15 protein-coding genes and 3 pseudogenes are annotated in these 16872 nt (G+C 64.2%); 10 read left to right on the top strand and 8 right to left on the bottom strand.

The window, feature by feature from the left end; translation table 11 throughout:
- Window positions 1-28: 28 nt before the first annotated feature.
- The 4 genes from ACVWW3_RS27170 to ACVWW3_RS27155 are packed head-to-tail and all read left to right on the top strand — an operon-like array spanning window position 29 to window position 3831.
- Complete coding sequence (locus ACVWW3_RS27170) at window positions 29-988, top strand: ABC transporter permease (protein ID WP_456648086.1); 960 nt, start codon at window positions 29-31, stop codon at window positions 986-988.
- Window positions 954-1871, top strand: coding sequence for an ABC transporter permease (locus tag ACVWW3_RS27165; protein ID WP_247445183.1), 918 nt, complete (start codon window positions 954-956; stop codon window positions 1869-1871). The genes ACVWW3_RS27170 and ACVWW3_RS27165 overlap by 35 nt, the downstream gene beginning before the upstream one ends.
- Complete coding sequence (locus ACVWW3_RS27160) at window positions 1871-2866, top strand: ABC transporter ATP-binding protein (protein ID WP_247339882.1); 996 nt, start codon at window positions 1871-1873, stop codon at window positions 2864-2866. Before ACVWW3_RS27165 ends, ACVWW3_RS27160 begins: the two co-directional genes overlap by 1 nt.
- A complete protein-coding gene (locus tag ACVWW3_RS27155) occupies window positions 2863-3831 on the top strand; it encodes an ABC transporter ATP-binding protein (RefSeq protein WP_247339884.1) in 969 nt (322 codons plus the stop codon). Before ACVWW3_RS27160 ends, ACVWW3_RS27155 begins: the two co-directional genes overlap by 4 nt.
- Window positions 3832-3855: 24 nt before the next feature.
- On the opposite strand, the gene ACVWW3_RS27150 is transcribed toward ACVWW3_RS27155, so the two are convergent.
- From ACVWW3_RS27150 to ACVWW3_RS27120, 7 genes and pseudogenes are all read right to left on the bottom strand, one after another.
- Window positions 3856-4503 (bottom strand): HAD family hydrolase, encoded by a 648-nt coding sequence (locus ACVWW3_RS27150; protein WP_456649743.1) that lies wholly within the window; start codon window positions 4501-4503, stop codon window positions 3856-3858.
- A gap of 171 nt (window positions 4504-4674) precedes the next feature.
- The gene (locus tag ACVWW3_RS27145) at window positions 4675-4896 is read right to left on the bottom strand and encodes a dodecin (RefSeq protein ID WP_247339886.1); all 222 of its coding nucleotides are present in this window, start codon (window positions 4894-4896) and stop codon (window positions 4675-4677) included.
- 360 nt (window positions 4897-5256) lie between these two features.
- Window positions 5257-5820: an HNH endonuclease gene (locus ACVWW3_RS27140; protein ID WP_456672188.1), complete on the bottom strand. Its 564-nt coding sequence runs from the start codon at window positions 5818-5820 to the stop codon at window positions 5257-5259.
- Between the two features lie 222 nt (window positions 5821-6042).
- A complete protein-coding gene (locus ACVWW3_RS27135; RefSeq protein WP_456648088.1) occupies window positions 6043-7020 on the bottom strand; it encodes a peptidyl-alpha-hydroxyglycine alpha-amidating lyase family protein in 978 nt (325 codons plus the stop codon).
- A gap of 62 nt (window positions 7021-7082) precedes the next feature.
- Window positions 7083-8853 (bottom strand): annotated as a pseudogene (locus tag ACVWW3_RS27130) (flavin-containing monooxygenase).
- A gap of 76 nt (window positions 8854-8929) precedes the next feature.
- Window positions 8930-10015: a DUF2855 family protein gene (locus tag ACVWW3_RS27125; RefSeq protein WP_456648090.1), complete on the bottom strand. Its 1086-nt coding sequence runs from the start codon at window positions 10013-10015 to the stop codon at window positions 8930-8932.
- 91 nt (window positions 10016-10106) lie between these two features.
- Complete coding sequence (locus ACVWW3_RS27120; protein ID WP_247339893.1) at window positions 10107-10754, bottom strand: DNA-3-methyladenine glycosylase family protein; 648 nt, start codon at window positions 10752-10754, stop codon at window positions 10107-10109.
- A 112-nt stretch (window positions 10755-10866) separates the two neighbouring features.
- On the opposite strand from ACVWW3_RS27120, the gene gluQRS reads away from it, so the two are divergent.
- Together gluQRS and ACVWW3_RS27110 are read left to right on the top strand one after the other, a co-directional pair.
- Window positions 10867-11739, top strand: coding sequence for a tRNA glutamyl-Q(34) synthetase GluQRS (gene gluQRS, locus ACVWW3_RS27115; protein ID WP_456648091.1), 873 nt, complete (start codon window positions 10867-10869; stop codon window positions 11737-11739).
- A gap of 104 nt (window positions 11740-11843) precedes the next feature.
- Window positions 11844-13140 (top strand): annotated as a pseudogene (locus ACVWW3_RS27110) (ATP-binding protein).
- Here the strand turns inward: ACVWW3_RS27110 and ACVWW3_RS27105 are convergent.
- Window positions 13067-13960, bottom strand: a complete 894-nt coding sequence (locus ACVWW3_RS27105) for a YihY/virulence factor BrkB family protein (RefSeq protein ID WP_247339897.1) — start codon at window positions 13958-13960, stop codon at window positions 13067-13069. The pseudogene ACVWW3_RS27110 and the gene ACVWW3_RS27105 overlap by 74 nt on opposite strands.
- 204 nt (window positions 13961-14164) lie before the next feature.
- On the opposite strand from ACVWW3_RS27105, the gene ACVWW3_RS27100 reads away from it, so the two are divergent.
- From ACVWW3_RS27100 to ACVWW3_RS27085, 4 genes and pseudogenes are all read left to right on the top strand, one after another.
- Complete coding sequence (locus tag ACVWW3_RS27100) at window positions 14165-14359, top strand: twin transmembrane helix small protein (protein ID WP_247339988.1); 195 nt, start codon at window positions 14165-14167, stop codon at window positions 14357-14359.
- Between the two features lies 1 nt (window position 14360).
- A complete protein-coding gene (locus ACVWW3_RS27095; RefSeq protein WP_247339901.1) occupies window positions 14361-14933 on the top strand; it encodes a cob(I)yrinic acid a,c-diamide adenosyltransferase in 573 nt (190 codons plus the stop codon).
- Between the two features lie 123 nt (window positions 14934-15056).
- On the top strand, window positions 15057-15806 hold the full coding sequence (locus ACVWW3_RS27090) for an electron transfer flavoprotein subunit beta/FixA family protein (RefSeq protein ID WP_247339903.1): 750 nt from the start codon (window positions 15057-15059) through the stop codon (window positions 15804-15806).
- Window positions 15806-16757, top strand: a pseudogene (locus tag ACVWW3_RS27085) (electron transfer flavoprotein subunit alpha/FixB family protein). The gene ACVWW3_RS27090 and the pseudogene ACVWW3_RS27085 overlap by 1 nt, the downstream one beginning before the upstream one ends.
- Window positions 16758-16872 lie beyond the last annotated feature (115 nt).

Genomic DNA, 16872 nt, shown 5'->3' with positions numbered 1-16872 from the left:
ACGCGCGCCTAGAGCGGGTCCTTCTCTCATGAGTCAGTATGTCCTGCGTCGCCTCCTGATCGCGATTCCGAGCCTGCTCGGAATTTCGCTCGTGCTCTTCGTCGTGCTCGCACTAGCGCCGGGCGATCCGTTCTCGGAACTGGCGACCAATCCGAACGTGCCGCCCGAAGTGCAAGCCGCGCTTCGGGCGAGGTTCGGCCTCGACGATCCGATCTACCTTCGTTACCTGCACTGGCTCAACGCCATGCTGCACGGCGACTGGGGTTTCTCCTTCGTCAGCCGGATGAACGTCGAAACGCTCATTCTCCAGCGACTGCCTACGACGCTTTACGTGATCGGCTCGGCGCAGATTCTGGCGCTCCTGATCGCGATCCCGGTCGGGGTCTATGCCGCGACGAAACCTTATTCGCTGTTCGACCAGGTCGCCAACACGCTCGCCTTTGTCGGCTTCTCGCTGCCGACCTTCTTCACCGGCATCCTGTTCATCCTGATCTTCTCGGTCACGCTGGACTGGCTGCCTTTCGTCTACACGACCGACATCAAGGGCACGGGGATTCACTGGGTGCTGGAGATGATCCGTCAGGCGATCATGCCGGTAGCGGTGCTCGGCCTGTTCCAGGCTGCGTCGATGACGCGCTTCGTGCGCTCGGCGATGCTCGACGTCATTCGGCTGGATTACGTCACCACCGCGCGCGCCAAGGGCATCGGCCAGCGACGGGTGATCGTCAAGCACGTGATGCGCAACGCGATGATCCCGGTCGTCACGCTTATCGCGTTACAAATCCCGGCGGTGTTCGGCGGCGCCATCGTCACCGAGCAGATTTTCCGCATCCCCGGCATCGGCTCGCTGCTGATCTCCTCCATCCTTTCAAACGACACGCCGGTGGTGATGGCCGTCACCTTCGTCTTTGCGTGCCTCGTCGTGCTGTTCAATCTCATCGCGGACGTTCTTTATGGCTGGCTTGACCCTCGCATCTCCCTCCGCTGAGCGGCGGGTCTACTCGCCCTGGCGCGAGACGTGGCGGCGCTATAGCCGCCACAAGCTTGCCGTGGTCAGTGCGTTCCTGCTCCTCATTCTGATCCTGGCGGTGGTGGCCGGCCCCTTTGTCTGGCGGGTCAAGATCGACGACATCGATATCGTGGCGGGCATGCAGGGGCCGTCGCTGGTCCATCCCTTCGGCACCGACGATCTCGGACAGGACATCCTCGCCCGCATGATCTATGGCGGGCGCATCTCGCTCGCGGTCGGCCTCGCCGCGATGCTGGTCTCGGTCTTTGTCGGTGTGCTGATCGGCTCGCTTGCCGGCATGTCGCGCGGTGCGCTCGGCCATGGGCTGATGTGGCTCACCGATCTCTTTTTGTCACTGCCGCAATTGCCCCTGCTGTTGTTGCTGATCTATCTGTTCCGCGACGGGCTAAAGGCCGCGTTCGGCCCGGAGGGCGGCATTTTCATCCTGATCGTGCTCGTGATCGGTGGCTTGCGCTGGATGCCGGTCGCCCGGCTCGTTCGCGCGCAGTTCCTGTCGATCCGTGAGAAGGAATTCGTCGAAGCCGCGCGCGCGCTCGGGGCGAGCCCGGTGCGGCAAGTGGTCCGCCACATCCTGCCCAATGCGCTCGGTCCGGTGATCATCGCCGGCACCATCGACGTCGCCGCCGCCATCATCGCGGAATCGACACTGTCCTTCCTCGGCCTCGGCTTCCCTCCGGATACACCGACCTGGGGTCGGCTGCTCTATGACGCCAAGGATTTCCTCGACATCGGGCCGCACTGGGCTCTGTTTCCGGGCGGCGCGATCTTCATCGCGGTGGTCGCCATCAACTTCATCGGCGATGGCCTGCGTGATGCGCTCGATGCGCGGCGGGTGATCTGATGGCGCCGCTGCTCGAGATCAAGGGACTGAAGACCCACTTCTCGACCGACGACGGCATCCTCCAGGCCGTCGACGGCGTCGACATCTCCATCAACAGGGGTGAGACGCTTTGTGTCGTCGGCGAATCCGGCTGCGGCAAGACCGTCACCGCGATGTCGATCCTGAAGCTGATCGCGATGCCGCCGGGCCGCATCGCTGCGGGCGAGATCATCTTCGAGGGCCGCGATCTGGTGCCGCTGACGAGCCGTCAGCTCGACGAGATCCGCGCCAAGGAAATCGGCTTCATCTTCCAGGAGCCGATGACTTCGCTCAATCCGGTGCTCACCATCGGCGAGCAGATCGCCGAGAGCCTGCGCCGCCACGAAGCGGTGACCAGGAAGCAGGCGCTCGAGCGCACCATCGAGATGTTGAAGCTGGTGCAGATTCCCAACGCCGAAGGCCGCGTGCACAACTATCCGCACCAGTTCTCCGGCGGCATGCGCCAGCGCGTGATGATCGCGATGGCGCTCGCCTGCAAGCCGAAGCTGATCATCGCCGACGAGCCCACCACGGCCCTCGACGTCACCATCCAGGCGCAGATCCTCGACCTGCTCCAGGACATGAAGGAACGCTTCGGCATGGCGGTGATGCTGATCACCCATGCGATGGGCGTCGTCGCCGAGACCGCGCAGCGGGTCGTCGTGATGTATGCCGGCAAGGTGGTGGAGGAGGCGCCTGTCGACGATCTCTTCAGCAATCCCGGCCATCCCTATACGCAAGGACTCATCCGCTCGATCCCGCGCATCGATCTCGACAGCGAGCACAAGACGCGCCTGGAGGCGATTGGCGGCTCGGTGCCGATCCTGATCAATCCGCCGGTCGGCTGCCGCTTCGCCCCGCGCTGCCGCCACGCCATGAACGTCTGCACCGAGAAGGAGCCGCTGCTGCGCCAGATCGCGCCCGGCCACCGCATGGCCTGTCATCTCGGCGATACGCAGTTGGAAGGTGCGGCATGAGCGAACCCTTGCTGCGCGTCAGCGGCCTGAAGAAATATTTCCCCGTACACGGCGGGCTGTTGTCGCGCCAGGTCGGCAGCGTCTACGCGGTCGACGGCGTCTCGTTCTCGGTCAATCGCGGCGAGACGCTCGGCCTCGTCGGCGAATCCGGCTGCGGCAAGTCGACGACGGGACGCTGCGTGCTGCGCCTGATCGAACCGACCGACGGCGAGGTGGTGTTCGACGGCCAGGACGTCCGCCAGCTCGGCGGCACTGATTTGCGCGCGATGCGGCGGAACATGCAGCTCGTGTTCCAGGATCCCTTCGCCTCACTCAACCCGCGCATGACGATCGGCGCGATCCTCGGCGAGGCGCTGATCATCCATAAGCTTGGCTCATCGGCCAAGGAGCGTGAGGATCGCGTCGCGAGCCTGCTGGTGAAGGTCGGGCTCAAAGCCGAGCATATGCGCCGCTATCCGCACGAATTCTCCGGCGGCCAGCGCCAGCGCATCGTGATCGCGCGTGCGCTCGCGGTCGAGCCGAAGCTGATCGTCTGCGACGAACCGGTGTCGGCGCTCGACGTGTCGATTCAGGCCCAGGTCATCAACCTGCTGGAAGATCTTCAGGCCGAGTTGAACCTCACCTATCTCTTCGTCGCGCATGATTTGTCGGTGGTCGAGCACATCTCCGACCGCGTCGCGGTGATGTATCTCGGCCGCATCGTCGAGCTTGCCAAGGCCAGCGACCTCTATCGTAACCCGCAGCATCCCTACACCAGGGCGCTGTTGTCCGCCGTGCCGGTGCCCGATCCCAGGCTCAAGCGCGAGCGCATCCGTCTCAAGGGCGACGTCCCGAGCCCGATGAAGCCGCCGTCAGGCTGCCACTTCCATACCCGCTGTCCGATCGCCCAGCCGCGCTGTTCGGAGAGCGCCCCTGAGCTGAGGGAAGGCGCAGGGGGGCATTTTGTGGCGTGCCATCTGGCGTGAGGCCGAGGAAAGCGAAGCGCGCATTCATGCATGAAGCAGGCCGTACTCCGAAAGGGCCAGCCTGAAAGTCTCCACCGAGGTGTGGTGATGCGCGAACAGACCCGCTTCGCGCGCGCCGGCGACATTGGCCACGAGATCGTCGACGAACAGAACGTTCTCCGGCCTCACGTCGAGCTCCGACAGACAGAGGCGGTAGCAGCGCGGGTCCGGCTTCGCCGTCTTGAACCGGGCCGACGTGTAGATTCGCGCGCCGAACAGCGGCGGCAATTCCGGCAGCAGCATATTGATATGGTCGGCGACCAGCGTGGTGTTGTTGGTCAGGACGGCAATGTCGACGGCTTTACATAAGCTGCCGGCAATCTCCAGCATCTCAGGATCGGCTTGCATTGAACGGCGTCGCGCCGCGATCCACTCGTCCAGTGACAGCGGATAGCCGATGCGCTCGCCGAAACCCCGCAAATAGTCCCCGGCATCGAGAGTGCCGGAATCTCCGAGCAGTTCGAAGCCGCTGTCCCAGATCGCCTTGTGGACGAATTCGCTCGTGGCCCCCGCAAGCTTCGCCAGCCATGCGACACGCTTTCCCCTGTCGTAGTCGCAGAGGACATTGTCCATGTCGAAGAGGACGAGTTTGATCCCACCAGTCACAGCAGCACGCTCGGATTGGCCGAACATCCGGCCGTGATCCTTAGTCATATCTTGCCCGAACCCAGGAGACAAATGCGAGACAGCGCCGGATTGCTGAGCGCCCAGAGTTCCGTCTTTATGGCCGCCGCGTGCGTCGCGAACGTCATCCGCAGCTGCGGCGGTCAGGACAGGGTGCACGACGCCTGGCGTTGCCGTGTATCATCCATCCAGCGTGAAGCCGACGCGCAGCGTGACCTGGTAGTGGCGCACGGCACCGTTCTCGATGTGGCCGCGCGTCTGCACCACCTCGAACCATTTCATCTCGCGAAGAGTCTTGGCGGCACGGCTGATCGCGTTCTTGATCGCATCCTCGATCGAGGTCTCCGACGATCCGACCAGTTCCAGGATTTTGTAGACGTGATCCGTCTCGCTTGTAGGCATAACGATTCTCCCCTTTTTGCTGTAGCGAGGCCGGAAATGTCTGTCGCGGACAGTCGGCGCTCGCAAGACATCCAGCCTCGACTCTGAACGGATGCCGGCGCTTCGGGTTCCGTCCCCCGGCGCTCGCCCCGCTAGACCCTGTCCATGGCCGTGGCTTCTTTTTTTAAGCGCACGGAAATGTGGGTCGCGCCTGCGCACTGCGCTCCCGAATTGGTGCACGGTCGCGGGGCTGCTCTTGCCCGTTCCGATGTACCGGGTCGATTTCGAAACGCAGGCGCGCGTGCCCAAACTCAGTGCGGCGTTCTATCGCGACGTGGTGGCAAGGAATGCGATCGGGGTGTGAGGCGCTGCCTCTGAACCCTACGGATCCAGCTCCGTGTCCCAGTAGAGATAATCCAGCCAGCTATCATGCAGATAGTTTGGCGGAAACAGCCGGCCGTTGCGGTGGAGCTGGTGCACGGTCGGCGCGAAGGCGTGCTGGCGCGGAAACATTTTTGCCTGGACCGGCGTGAGATTGCCCTTGCGCAAATTACAAGGCGAGCAGGCCGCGACCACGTTCTGCCAAGTGGTCTGGCCGCCTTTGCTGCGCGGGATGATGTGGTCGAAGGTGAGGTCTTCGCATTCGGGCGAGCCGCAATATTGGCAGTTGAAGCGATCGCGCAGGAAGACGTTGAACCGGGTGAAGGCGGGGTGGGTGGTCGGCTTGACGAAGGATTTGAGTGAGACGACGCTCGGCAGCTGCATTTGCAGCGTGGGACTATGCACCGCCTGATCGTAATGCGCGACGATGTTGACGCGGTCGAGGAACACCGCCTTGATCGCGTCCTGCCACGACCACAAAGACAGTGGATAGTAACTCAGCGGCCGGAAGTCCGCATTCAGCACCAACACCGGCCAATGACCTTGCGAGACATGTGCGTTCAAGTAACGCTCCTGGCCTCCAATGTACGCTGCGAAGCAGCATGTACTGACATACTACATGCAGCGTGACGGGATTGTGAAGCCCGTTGAGCGAGTTATTCCGGCGCAAAGCAATGCGGCCGGGGAGTGGCAAAGCGCTCAAAAACGCCGTGATTTGCGGGAATGAGGACGACGTCGGGGGAGCCGGCGTCGTCCTGACAGCGCGTCGCGGCGTTGCTGGGGCAGCTACTCCCGCACCCGCTCCAGCTTCTGCAAACATCGCGTCCCGCGCACCGCCGCCGGCATCTCCTCGTCCGGAAAGCTGGTCTTCCAGTCGGTGACGCCGACCTCGCCGACATAGATGTCGCCTCTAGAATCCAGCGCGATGCCGTGCGGGGCCAAGAACTTTCCGCTCGCAACGCCGGGGCCTTCCTCGCCGCCGAGCCGCGCGATGCGGTTGCCCTTCGCATCCACGATTGACAGCCGCGGGCCGAGATTGGGCACCTTGCGGTTGACGGCGAGGCCGGGGCCGAGTTCCCCGATGACGAAGGTCGGGGTTTTGCCGCCGCCGCAACAGCACAGCGCGCAGGGGCGGTGCAGATTGTTCCACTGCGTCTCGTACCTGCCGTTGCCGTCGAACACCTGCACGCGGTGGTTCTCACGGTCGGCGACATAGACAAAACCGTCGGAGTCGGTGGCGATGTTGTGCACGATGTTGAACTGGCCGGGATCGGTGCCGGGCTCACCCCAGCTCTTCATCAGCTTGCCATCGGGCGTGAACTTGTGCACGCGCGCATTGCCATAGCCGTCGGAGACATAGATTTCGCCCTTCGGCGACAGCGCGGTGTGGGTGCAGCGGTGGAAGGGATCGCCGCTCATGAACGGTGATGGTTTTTCGGGAATGCCGATCGTCAGGAGCACCTTGCCGTCGGTGGTGCATTTGCGCACGGTGTGGTCGCCGTCGTCGGTGCAATAGAGATTGTCGTCGGCATCGATGTGCAGGCCATGGGCGCGCGAGAACAGACCTTCGCCCCAACCGCCGAGAAAACTGCCCTCGCGGTCCAGTACGACCATCGGATGGGCCCCGCGATTGAAGACGTAGATGCGGTCCTTGCTGTCGACCGCGACCGAAGCGACGTCGGTGAGCTGCCATCCGTCGGGAAGTTTCGCGAAATTTTCGACGACGCGGTAGCGGTGTTCGCCGGTGCCGAGAATGGCTGGCATGGGTAGTCCCTTCCTATGGCTATTTCTGTCGTGCTCGTTTGCATCCGCAATGACGGAGAGGCTCAAGTTGCGCCCGCCTCACGCGCCAAAATCCCTTCCTCGATCGCCTTGATCTGGAGTGCGAGATATTTCGAGTTGATCCGGCATTGTGCGAGGCTGCCGGCGATGAACCAGAGGCCGGGCTGCCTGGTGCGCGCATACATGTTGCGCAGCTCGAGGCCGTCGCCAAAGCCCCAGATCGGGCCGACCCGGTCGGCGACGTCGTCGCCGAACAGTTTCCGCACCAGATATTCCTGCGTCTTGTAACCGGTCGAGAGCACGATCAAGTCGGCCGGAAGGGTCGTGCCGTCCTTCATTCGCGCGCCCTCGGTGACGAAACTCTCGATATCGGAAAACTGCCTGAGCTTGATCGCGCCTTCGGCGATCAGGTTGGAGCAGCCGACGTTGAAGTAATAGCCGCCGCCGCGGGTGAGGTATTTGAACTGCCAGCCGGTGCCGGCCTCGCCGAAATCGAGCCTGAAGCCGACGCGGGAGAGTCCGTCGAGCAGCTCCTTGTCGAGCTCCTTCGACTGCTCCGTCAGCATCACATGGGTCTTCTTCGCGAGCGGCGTCGGCATCGAGGTCGCGATCAGATCATTGTCCTCGAGCGTGCCTTCGTTGTAGGTGGCATAAGCAAGTTGGGCCGACGGCTCGATATTGGTGACGAGCGTGGGTGAACGCTGCACCAGCGTCACTTCCGCGCCACTGGAGTGGAGATCCTGCGCGATGTCGTGGCCGCTGTTGCCGGTGCCGATGACGATGGCGCGCCTGCCTGTCCAGTTCTCGCCGTCCTCGTAGCGGCTCGAATGCAGCAGCGTGCCCTTGAAGTTATCGAGGGTCGGAATAACAGGCACATTTGCGATGCCGCTGACGCCGGTCGCCATCACCACATGGCGCGGATGCATGATGCGCTTGCTGCCGTTGGCGTGCCGCAGTGTGACCGTCCAGTGGCCTTTTGCATCCGTCGTAGGCGCCGCCCTCGAATTCGGTGCCGGTCCAGAAGTTCAGCTCCATCGCATCGACGTAAGCTTCGAACCAGTTGGCGAGCTTGTCCTTGGGGATATAGGTCGGCCAGCTCGGCGGAAACGGCATGTAGGGCAAATGATTGACCTGCACCTGGTTATGCAGGGTCAGCGCGTGATAGCGCTTGCGCCAATTGTCCCCGATCCGCGCCTCGCGATCGACGATCAGGGTGTCGACCCCCAACTGCTTCAACCTTGCCGCAATCGCGAGCCCGGCCTGGCCGCCGCCGACCACCAGCACGATGGGATCGCGATTAGTGTAGTCACACGAGGCGTTGCGCAGGTCGAGCCAGTTCGGCCCGCGGAAGTCGCGCGAATAGGCCTGGCCGCGCGGCCGCGAGGTGCCGAGCTGTTCCTCGAACCCTTTGAGCTCGTCGAGCGCGGTGAGCAGCGTCCACGCTTTCAACCGGTCGCCGTCGGCAGCGTCGGGCATAAGCCTGACGATGCCGCTGCCGCGTCCCAGTACGGTTTCGAAATTGAAGATTGCTTCGATATTGCTGGTGCCGGCGCGCGTCACCCAGCGCGGCGGCGCACGGTTCGGCGCGATCTTGAAGCTGCCCGGCGCGACCTTTGCCGCAAGCGTTGTCAGCTCCCGCTTGATCGAGTCGCGGCCGGCGATAGTTTGTAAGTTCCAGCTCAGTGCCAGCACGTCGCGCCAATAGCTTTCGACCAGGAACAGCCCATCCAGCGTGCCGGCCTCACCCAGCGTGCGCTCGAACTGATCAAGCCAGGCTTGCGCAGATGCATAAATATCCTTGGTCTTGTCGAGCATGCGCGACCTCTTGCCGTCTTCGCGGCGTTTCCTCTGAGGTCGACGCTATACTGGATAAGCCTACGCCAAAAGCGCTTTACCCGAGCAGCGAGAGCATGTGGCCCTGCTCAGGCGGAATACGGCCCTTCAGCGTGTCGAGGTAGATTTGCCGCACCGCCTCGGGGCCGTGGCTATCGACCACGGTCAGGCTTCTCTCCAGGAGCGACGCAAAGCCGGACCATGCCGTACCAAAACGTTGCTCGATGCCGCCCGGGCCCCATTCCTTGGCGCGCTTGCGGATCTGGTCGGGCGCGAAGAACCAGCGCGGTTTGGCACCGGGTAATTCGCCTTCGTCGGCGTCAGTGGCGCGATGCGTCAATCCGACGCGCACCGAGCATTTCATCCGCTCACCGAAATGTCGGTGCAGTCCGGCGCGCAAGGCGCTGTTGCCGGCCATGTCGACAAAGGCGACGGGAACGTCCGGCGGCAGCGACGTCACGCGGTCATAGGTGACGATCTGGTCATAGCGGCCGAGCGACGTGACAAAGTCCGTGTTCCCGGCCGAGGTCAGTCCGATCACCCTACGGCCGCGCGTGTGCAGGAGATGTGCGAGCCCGAACGCGGTCTTGCTTGAAGCGCTCGACAGCAGCACGGTCCGCGCGCCGAAATCGTCGTTCTCGGCGAGAAAATCGTCGACCAGGAACGACAGCATGAATAGCGGCCGCAGCAGCACCTGAAGGTCGCCCTGATGGCCGGCAAAGGCAGGATCGCCCGTAACGCGGGAATAGAGATTGTAGACCGGCGACACCTGCTTGCGATGCTCGGCGCCGTCACGAAGAGCGCGCTTGTTGACGTCCGCGGCCTCAATGACGAGATGCGTCGCCATCGGGAAATAGCCGAACAGCCGCTCGCCCACGGCGACGTTCGGATGCCTGGAGGCAATCACCTCGCCAAAGCCCCACACCGGAATGTTGCCAAAACCGTTCGGCGCGGGAAAGAGCTGCCAGTATTTCAACTCGTCGCCCATCACCGCATAAGTAATGTTGTTGGCGGTGAAGGCGAAGCGCTCGACCTTCACGAGCAGGGCGTCAGGCGGCAGCGCATCCGCGCCGGGAAGCTCGGTCGCGATCACCTTGCACTGGTCGAGGTCATCTTTCGCAACGACGAAGTCGATCGATGTCATGGCTTTGATCCCGACTCTGTTCGTCGGCATCTCATCATTCACCGATGATGCTTTTGCAACAGCAACATAGTTTAAAACGCCGTTCGGCTGCTCAGGCCGTCAGCACGCCCTCGCGCTTTTTCACCGCGCGGTAGTAGCTCCACCACAGATGCGCGGCGGCGCCGCGCAGGGGACGCCAGGGTTCGGCGAGCGGCACCATCTGCTTCTCCGTCGGCCGCGCCGGCAAACCCAGCCCGATGCGGATGCCTTCCTGCACGGCGAGGTCGCCGGCCGGCCAGGCGTCGCCATGGCCGAGGCAGAACAGCAGATACACGTCTGCGGTCCAGGGGCCGATGCCGGGCAGCGAAATCAGCGTGTGATGCGCGGCGTCGGCATCTTCCTCCGCCAGCACGTCGAGGTTCACGCGCTCCGCGATGATCTCGCGCGCAAGATGTTTCAGCGTCTTGATCTTGGCGGCGGACAGACCGAGCCGCCCTAGCCGGTCGGTGCGGGCGCGGCGCACCGCCTCATGATCGAACGGATCAAACGCTGTGGACAGCCGCCCCCAGATCGCCCCGGCGCTCGCGGTCGAGAGCTGCTGCCCGCAGATGATATGCGCGATCCCGGCAAAACCCGGCTCGCGCCGCCGCAATGCCGGCATGCCGGCCGTCGCGAGCACCGGCTTGAGCCGCGGATCGCGCTTGATCAGCGCGTGGACGGCCTCTTCGAGATCGGACTGGGTTTCGAGGTGGATGGTCATTGCTTGCTCAACTCGTCATGCGCGGGCTTGACCCGCGCATCCATCTCCTATCGTAACAGAGTCTTGGAAGATGGATGATCGGGTAAGCCCGGCCATGACGAGATCTGTGCATATGTCGCCACCCGTTTTCCGATTTGCCCCCAGTCCGAACGGCTACCTGCACCTCGGCCACGCCTATTCGGCGCTGTTGAATTCCGACCGCGCGCGCGACGCCGGCGGGCGGCTGTTGCTGCGGATCGAGGATATCGATGCGACGCGCTGCCGGCCGGAGTTCGAGACGGCGATCTACGAGGACCTCGCCTGGCTCGACATCGCCTGGGAGACGCCGGTGCGGCGGCAGTCGGAGCATCTCGGCGAGTATCGCGCGGCGCTGGACAGGCTCTCGGCGCTCGGCGTGGTCTATCCCGCCTTCGAAAGCCGCGCCGAGATCGCAAGGCGGGTTGCGGCCCGCGAAGCGGATGGGCCATGGCCGCGCGATCCCGACGGCGCGCCGCTTTATCCCGGCGACGGAAAATCGCTGTCCGCCGGCGAGCGCGAGCGGCTCATCGACATCGGTGCGCCTTATGCGCTTCGGCTCGACATGGCGGCCGCCTGCCGCCGCGCCGCCGGCCTGACCTGGAACGAGCTGGGCGCGGGGCCCGATGGTGAGCGCGGCATCGTCCCGGCGCGGCCAGAAGCCTGGGGCGACGTCATTCTGGCCCGCAAGGAGACCCCGACCAGCTACCATCTGTCGGTGGTCGTCGACGACGCGCTCCAGGGCGTCAGCGAGATCGTACGGGGCCAGGACCTGTTTCAACCCACCTCGGTGCACCGCCTGCTTCAGATACTGCTCAGCCTGCCGGAGCCCGCCTACCACCATCACCGGCTGATTTGCGACGAGATGGGGCGGAAGCTGTCGAAATCGACCCGGGCGACCGGTCTGCGCGAGTTGCGCGCGGCAGACGTCACGCCGGCCGGTATCCGCCGGTTGGTGGGATTAGGTTAAGTTTCTCTGGGGGTTAGCCAAACGCCGCCGTGACTCCGGGCGTTCCGCCATGCCATGCTCGCGCGACGGCCCGGGGTTCGAAGGGGATACTTCGAAGGGGAGTTATGGCGGCGAAAACGCGCGCAGCGCGCACTACGCGGACGTCCAAGCGAGTGGCTCGGAAGCGGTCAGGGCCGGCCGCCCGGCTGCCTAAGCGCAGCACCAAGGCGGCCAAGCCGGACGTAGTCCAGGCCGCGCTTGCCGCCTTTGCCCATGAAGTCCGCACCCCCCTGACCGGTATTCTCGCGATCAGCGACCTGCTCGCGACCTCCGATCTCGGCGAGCGGGAACGGCGCTGGGCCGACACGATCAAGGCCGGTGCCGAGCATCTGGCGAGCCTTGCCACTCTGTTCGTGGATGCGGCCAGATCCAGCAAGGGGGCCGGCAAGGGGGTCGGGGGTGGAAGCACGCTGCGGCAGGATTTGTTCGACCTGCGGACGCTGGCCCGCAACGCCGGCGATTCGCTGGCCGGTCGCGCTGCGGCCAAGGGCCTCCATGCCGAGGTCGACATCTCCGAGAAGCTGCCGGGGCTGGTGGTCGGTGATCCCGTCCGCCTTCGGGCAGCGCTCGAGAATCTGATCGACAATGCCGTGAAATTCACCGAGCACGGCGGCGTGGCGCTCGCGGTCGCGCCTTGGCGTTCCGCCAAGAGCAAGGACAAGAGCAAGGACAAAGCAAAGCGCAAAGGCAGGGTCGGTGTCGTCTTCGCGGTGTCCGACAGCGGCATCGGCCTCACCATGGCCCGAGATCAAGCGACTGTTCCGCCCGTTCACCCAGGCCAATGTCACCATCGCCTCGCGCTTCGGCGGCGCCGGCTTGGGCCTGTCCTCGGTGAAGCAACTGGCGCGCGCGATGGGCGGCGACATCACCGTCGCCCCACGTCGCGGTGGCGGCGCCACCTTCACGCTGACATTGTCACTGGACGCGACGGGATCGGGCAAGCCCCGCGGCTCGAAGGGCGAAGCCGAGGCGGATGCGGTCGCGGCGCTGCGCGTGCTCAGCGTCGAGGACAATCCGTTCGGCCGCGTCGTGCTCAACACCATTTTGACAGAGCTCGGCCATCATGCCGAGTTCATCGGGCGCGGCGAAGACGCGGTGAACCGGCTCGCGCAGGGTGCGTTCGACGCGGTGCTGATGGATATGGTGTTGCCTGGCATCAATGGCGTCGAGGCGATCAGACGGATCCGCACCATGGCAACGCCGCTGGCTCAGATCCCCATCATCGGGGTGTCCGGTCGCGGCGAGGACGAAGTCGCCTCACGCGAGGCCGGCGCCGACGCTTTTCTGGTCAAGCCTGTGTCTCCGCGGGCTTTAGCGACTGCGCTGCTTGAAGCGACACGCCGTGAGGAAGCCGCGACTTGATGATCGCGGCGTTGAGCTCGCCGCCGAAAACGAAGATCGCGGCGATGAAGTACAGGAACACCAGCGCGATGATCACCGAGGCGAGCCCCGCATACATCGTCACGTAATTGTTGGCGAAGCGCGCCAGATATTGCCCGAACACGATGCCTGATATCAGCGACGCCACGATGGTGAACACGATGCCGGGCAGGATCTGGAGGAAGCCGCGCCGCCCCGCCGGCAGCCAGGCGTGCAGGATGAGCAGCGCCACCACCAGCGCGCCCACGGTGATGCCGTAGCGCAGCCAGGTGAGGATGCTCTCGTTGGACTCGACGAACAGCGGAATGTGGCGCCGCGCCGCCTCGATGAGGAGCGGGCCGAGCACGATCAGGAACGCCATGGCAAGTGCTGTGAAGGCGGCGACCAGCGTGTAGCCGATCGACTCCAGACGTAGCCAGTACCAGCGCCGCATCTCGACCACCGCATAGGCGCGGTTCAACGCGACCCTGAGTGCCTCGACGCCGTTCGACGCGAAGTAGACCGACAGCACTGCGCCGACGGTCAGTACGCCGGAGCGGGTCGTGGTGAGAACGTCGTGCACCTCGCCCGAGATCGAATCGGAGACTTGCTTGGGCCAGACCTGAAGCATCAGGCTTGCGGCCTGGTCCGCGAGTTCCTTGGAGCCGAAGAAGCCGGCCAGCGAGGTCAGCACGATCAGGAACGGGAACAGCGCCATCAGCGTCGACAGTGCGATGTGGCTCGCGATCGCCCAGCCATCGTCGGCCAGGAACGTGTAGAACGCGTCCATCACGACGACGTAGATGGTGCGGATCGCCTTCACGCGCCACCTACACTGCTGTTGCCACTTCTTCTTGCCGCGCGCGGGGAGCGCATTCCGGCCTCGCCCCGCAAGCGGGGATCGGCGAGGAGGATGGGCAATTCGCGCAAATCCAGATTCATCCAGCTAGCTTCTGATATTATTGGCTTAAAAGCCAGATCGGGAACGCCATGGCGGACCGGCGCGCAGGGTGTTATCTACCCTCGGATGGCATCCCTCCTGAGTACTTTCATCCTGCCGATCGCGGTCGGCGCCGTGGCGTTGGTGCTGCTGCTCGGTCTCATCAACATGATGCGCGGCGGCTCGCCCAACACCTCGCAGAAGCTGATGCGCTGGCGCGTGCTGCTTCAGTTCGTGGCGATCGTCATCGCGATGCTCGCCGTGTGGGCGATGGGGCGTTAACATGGTCGTGCTCAACCGCATCTATACGAAAACCGGTGACGACGGCACGACAGCGCTCGGCTCGGGCGAGCGCCGGCCGAAATACGATCTGCGCATCGAGGCCTATGGCACGGTCGACGAGACCAATGCTGCGATCGGCGTCGTTCGTCTGTACACAAAGGACGCGTCCGAGCTCGACGCGATGCTCGGGCGGATCCAGAACGATTTGTTCGATCTCGGCGCCGACCTTGCGGTCCCGGAGCGTGAAGGCAAAGCCGAGCGGCTGCGGGTGGTGGCGAGCCAGGTTGAGCGGCTGGAGCGCGACATCGACGCGCTCAACGACAAGCTGATGCCGCTGACTTCCTTCGTGCTGCCGGGCGGGACGCCGGTCGCCGCCTACCTACACGTGGCCCGCACGATTTGCCGCAGGGCGGAACGCGTGATGGTGGAACTGGCAGCCCGGCCCGGCGAGCCCGTCGGCGCGGCTGGCATCCAGTATATGAACCGTTTGTCCGACTTTCTGTTCGTGGCCAGCCGTGCTGCCAACCATGACGGCGCCGGCGACGTGCTCTGGGTTCCCGGGCAGAATCGCTGACCCATTGAGGGGCATACTTCTGGGGGCAAAATTAGCCCCCTTCGCGCGTTGACCGGGCCTGATCAGGCCTTTAGGTTCCGCGCCAGTTGATAACCCCCTCCTGAATTGAGTGAAAGAGGATCGATGAAGGTCTTGGTGCCGGTAAAGCGGGTGGTCGATTACAACGTCAAGGTTCGCGTCAAGAGCGATGGATCGGGCGTTGAACTCGCCAACGTCAAAATGTCGATGAACCCGTTCGACGAAATCGCAGTCGAGGAAGCGCTGCGCCTGAAGGAAGCCGGCAAGGCGACCGAAGTCGTGGTGGTCTCCATCGGACCGGCGCAGGCGTCGGAAACGATCCGCACTGGTCTCGCCATGGGCGCCGATCGGGGCATCCTGGTGAAGGCCGACGGCGCGGTCGAGCCGCTCGCGGTCGCCAAGATACTGAAGAAGATCGCTGACGAAGAGCAGCCGGGCCTGATCATTCTCGGCAAGCAGGCGATCGACGACGACAGCAATCAGACCGGCCAGATGCTGGCCGCGCTGCTCGGCTGGTCGCAGGCGACCTTTGCCTCGAAGCTCGAGGTCGATGGTTCGGACTTCAAGGTCACCCGCGAAGTCGACGGCGGCTTGCAGACAGTGAAGCTGAAGGGACCGGCGATCGTCACCACCGATCTCCGTCTCAACGAGCCGCGCTACGCCTCGCTGCCCAACATCATGAAGGCCAAGAAGAAGCCGATCGCGGACAAGAGCGTCGCCGACTACGGCGTCGACGTCACCGCACGCCTCGAAGTTCTCAAGACGACGGAGCCCGCGGGCCGCAAGGCCGGCGTCAAGGTCAAGGACGTCGCCGAGCTGGTGTCGAAGCTCAAGAACGAAGCCGGGGTGCTCTGATGACGACGTTGCTGATTGCCGAACACGAACACGAGGTCCTCAAGGACTCCACCAACAAGGCGCTGACCGCAGCTTCCCAGCTCGGCGGTGACGTCCACGTGCTGGTTGCCGGCGGCGGGCCGGGCACCAAGACTGCGGCGGATACTGCCGCGAAGCTTGCCGGTGTCGCCAAGGTGCTCGTCGCCGAGGGCGACCTCTACGCGCACGATCTTGCCGAGCCGCTGGCCGCTCTGATCGTCTCGCTGGCCCCGTCCTATGACGCGTTCGTCGCTCCCGCGACCTCGCGCTTCAAGAACGTGATGCCGCGCGTCGCCGCGCTGCTCGACGTCATGCAGGTCTCGGAGATCACCAAGGTGGTCGCCCCCGACACCTATGAGCGGCCGATCTATGCCGGCAACGCCATCCAGACGGTGAAGTCGAAGGACGCCAAGAAGGTCATCACGGTGCGCACCTCCACCTTCGCTGCGGCGGGTGAAGGCGGCAGCGCGTCGGTCGAAAGCGTCGCAGCGGCCGCCGATCCGGGCCTGTCGTCCTTCGTCGGCGAGGAAGTCGCCAAGAGCGACCGTCCGGAGCTGACCTCGGCCAAGATCATCGTTTCCGGTGGTCGTGCCATGCAGAGCCGTGAGAACTTCGCAAAGTACATCGAGCCGCTCGCCGACAAGCTCGGCGCCGGCGTCGGCGCTTCGCGGGCGGCGGTGGATGCCGGCTATGCGCCCGAACGACTGGCAGGTCGGCCAGACCGGCAAGGTCGTGGCCCCCGAGCTCTATGTCGCGATCGGCATTTCAGGCGCGATCCAGCATCTGGCCGGCATGAAAGACTCCAAGGTGATCGTCGCGATCAACAAGGACGAGGACGCGCCAATCTTCCAGGTTGCCGATTACGGCCTGGTCGCTGACCTCTACCAGGCGGTTCCGGAGCTGACGGCCGAACTCGGCAAGCTCGGCAAGTAAAACGCGTAAAAACACCGGCCGGAGGTATAAACTCCGGCCGGTGTTGCTTTTTGAGGCGTTTTCTTTGGCGTGGGGCACGCCTTCGAAGCGATCCAATCTAGGTTTCGAGGCAGGA

The sequence above is a fragment of the Bradyrhizobium sp. LM2.9 genome, assembly GCF_054056555.1.
This window is presented reverse-complemented; position numbering and strand designations above follow the sequence as displayed.

What these genes read in the sequence shown, in the direction of transcription:
- ACVWW3_RS27100 (WP_247339988.1), top strand. Translation starts at nt 14,165, where the DNA reads ATGGCATCCCTCCTGAGTACTTTCATCCTGCCGATCGCGGTCGGCGCC.
- ACVWW3_RS27160 (WP_247339882.1), top strand. Translation starts at nt 1,871, where the DNA reads ATGGCGCCGCTGCTCGAGATCAAGGGACTGAAGACCCACTTCTCGACC.
- ACVWW3_RS27120 (WP_247339893.1), bottom strand. Translation starts at nt 10,754, where the DNA reads ATGACCATCCACCTCGAAACCCAGTCCGATCTCGAAGAGGCCGTCCAC.
- ACVWW3_RS27150 (WP_456649743.1), bottom strand. Translation starts at nt 4,503, where the DNA reads ATGTTCGGCCAATCCGAGCGTGCTGCTGTGACTGGTGGGATCAAACTC.
- ACVWW3_RS27145 (WP_247339886.1), bottom strand. Translation starts at nt 4,896, where the DNA reads ATGCCTACAAGCGAGACGGATCACGTCTACAAAATCCTGGAACTGGTC.
- ACVWW3_RS27135 (WP_456648088.1), bottom strand. Translation starts at nt 7,020, where the DNA reads ATGCCAGCCATTCTCGGCACCGGCGAACACCGCTACCGCGTCGTCGAA.
- ACVWW3_RS27165 (WP_247445183.1), top strand. Translation starts at nt 954, where the DNA reads ATGGCTGGCTTGACCCTCGCATCTCCCTCCGCTGAGCGGCGGGTCTAC.
- gluQRS (WP_456648091.1), top strand. Translation starts at nt 10,867, where the DNA reads ATGTCGCCACCCGTTTTCCGATTTGCCCCCAGTCCGAACGGCTACCTG.
- ACVWW3_RS27125 (WP_456648090.1), bottom strand. Translation starts at nt 10,015, where the DNA reads ATGACATCGATCGACTTCGTCGTTGCGAAAGATGACCTCGACCAGTGC.
- ACVWW3_RS27170 (WP_456648086.1), top strand. Translation starts at nt 29, where the DNA reads ATGAGTCAGTATGTCCTGCGTCGCCTCCTGATCGCGATTCCGAGCCTG.
- ACVWW3_RS27095 (WP_247339901.1), top strand. Translation starts at nt 14,361, where the DNA reads ATGGTCGTGCTCAACCGCATCTATACGAAAACCGGTGACGACGGCACG.
- ACVWW3_RS27090 (WP_247339903.1), top strand. Translation starts at nt 15,057, where the DNA reads ATGAAGGTCTTGGTGCCGGTAAAGCGGGTGGTCGATTACAACGTCAAG.
- ACVWW3_RS27155 (WP_247339884.1), top strand. Translation starts at nt 2,863, where the DNA reads ATGAGCGAACCCTTGCTGCGCGTCAGCGGCCTGAAGAAATATTTCCCC.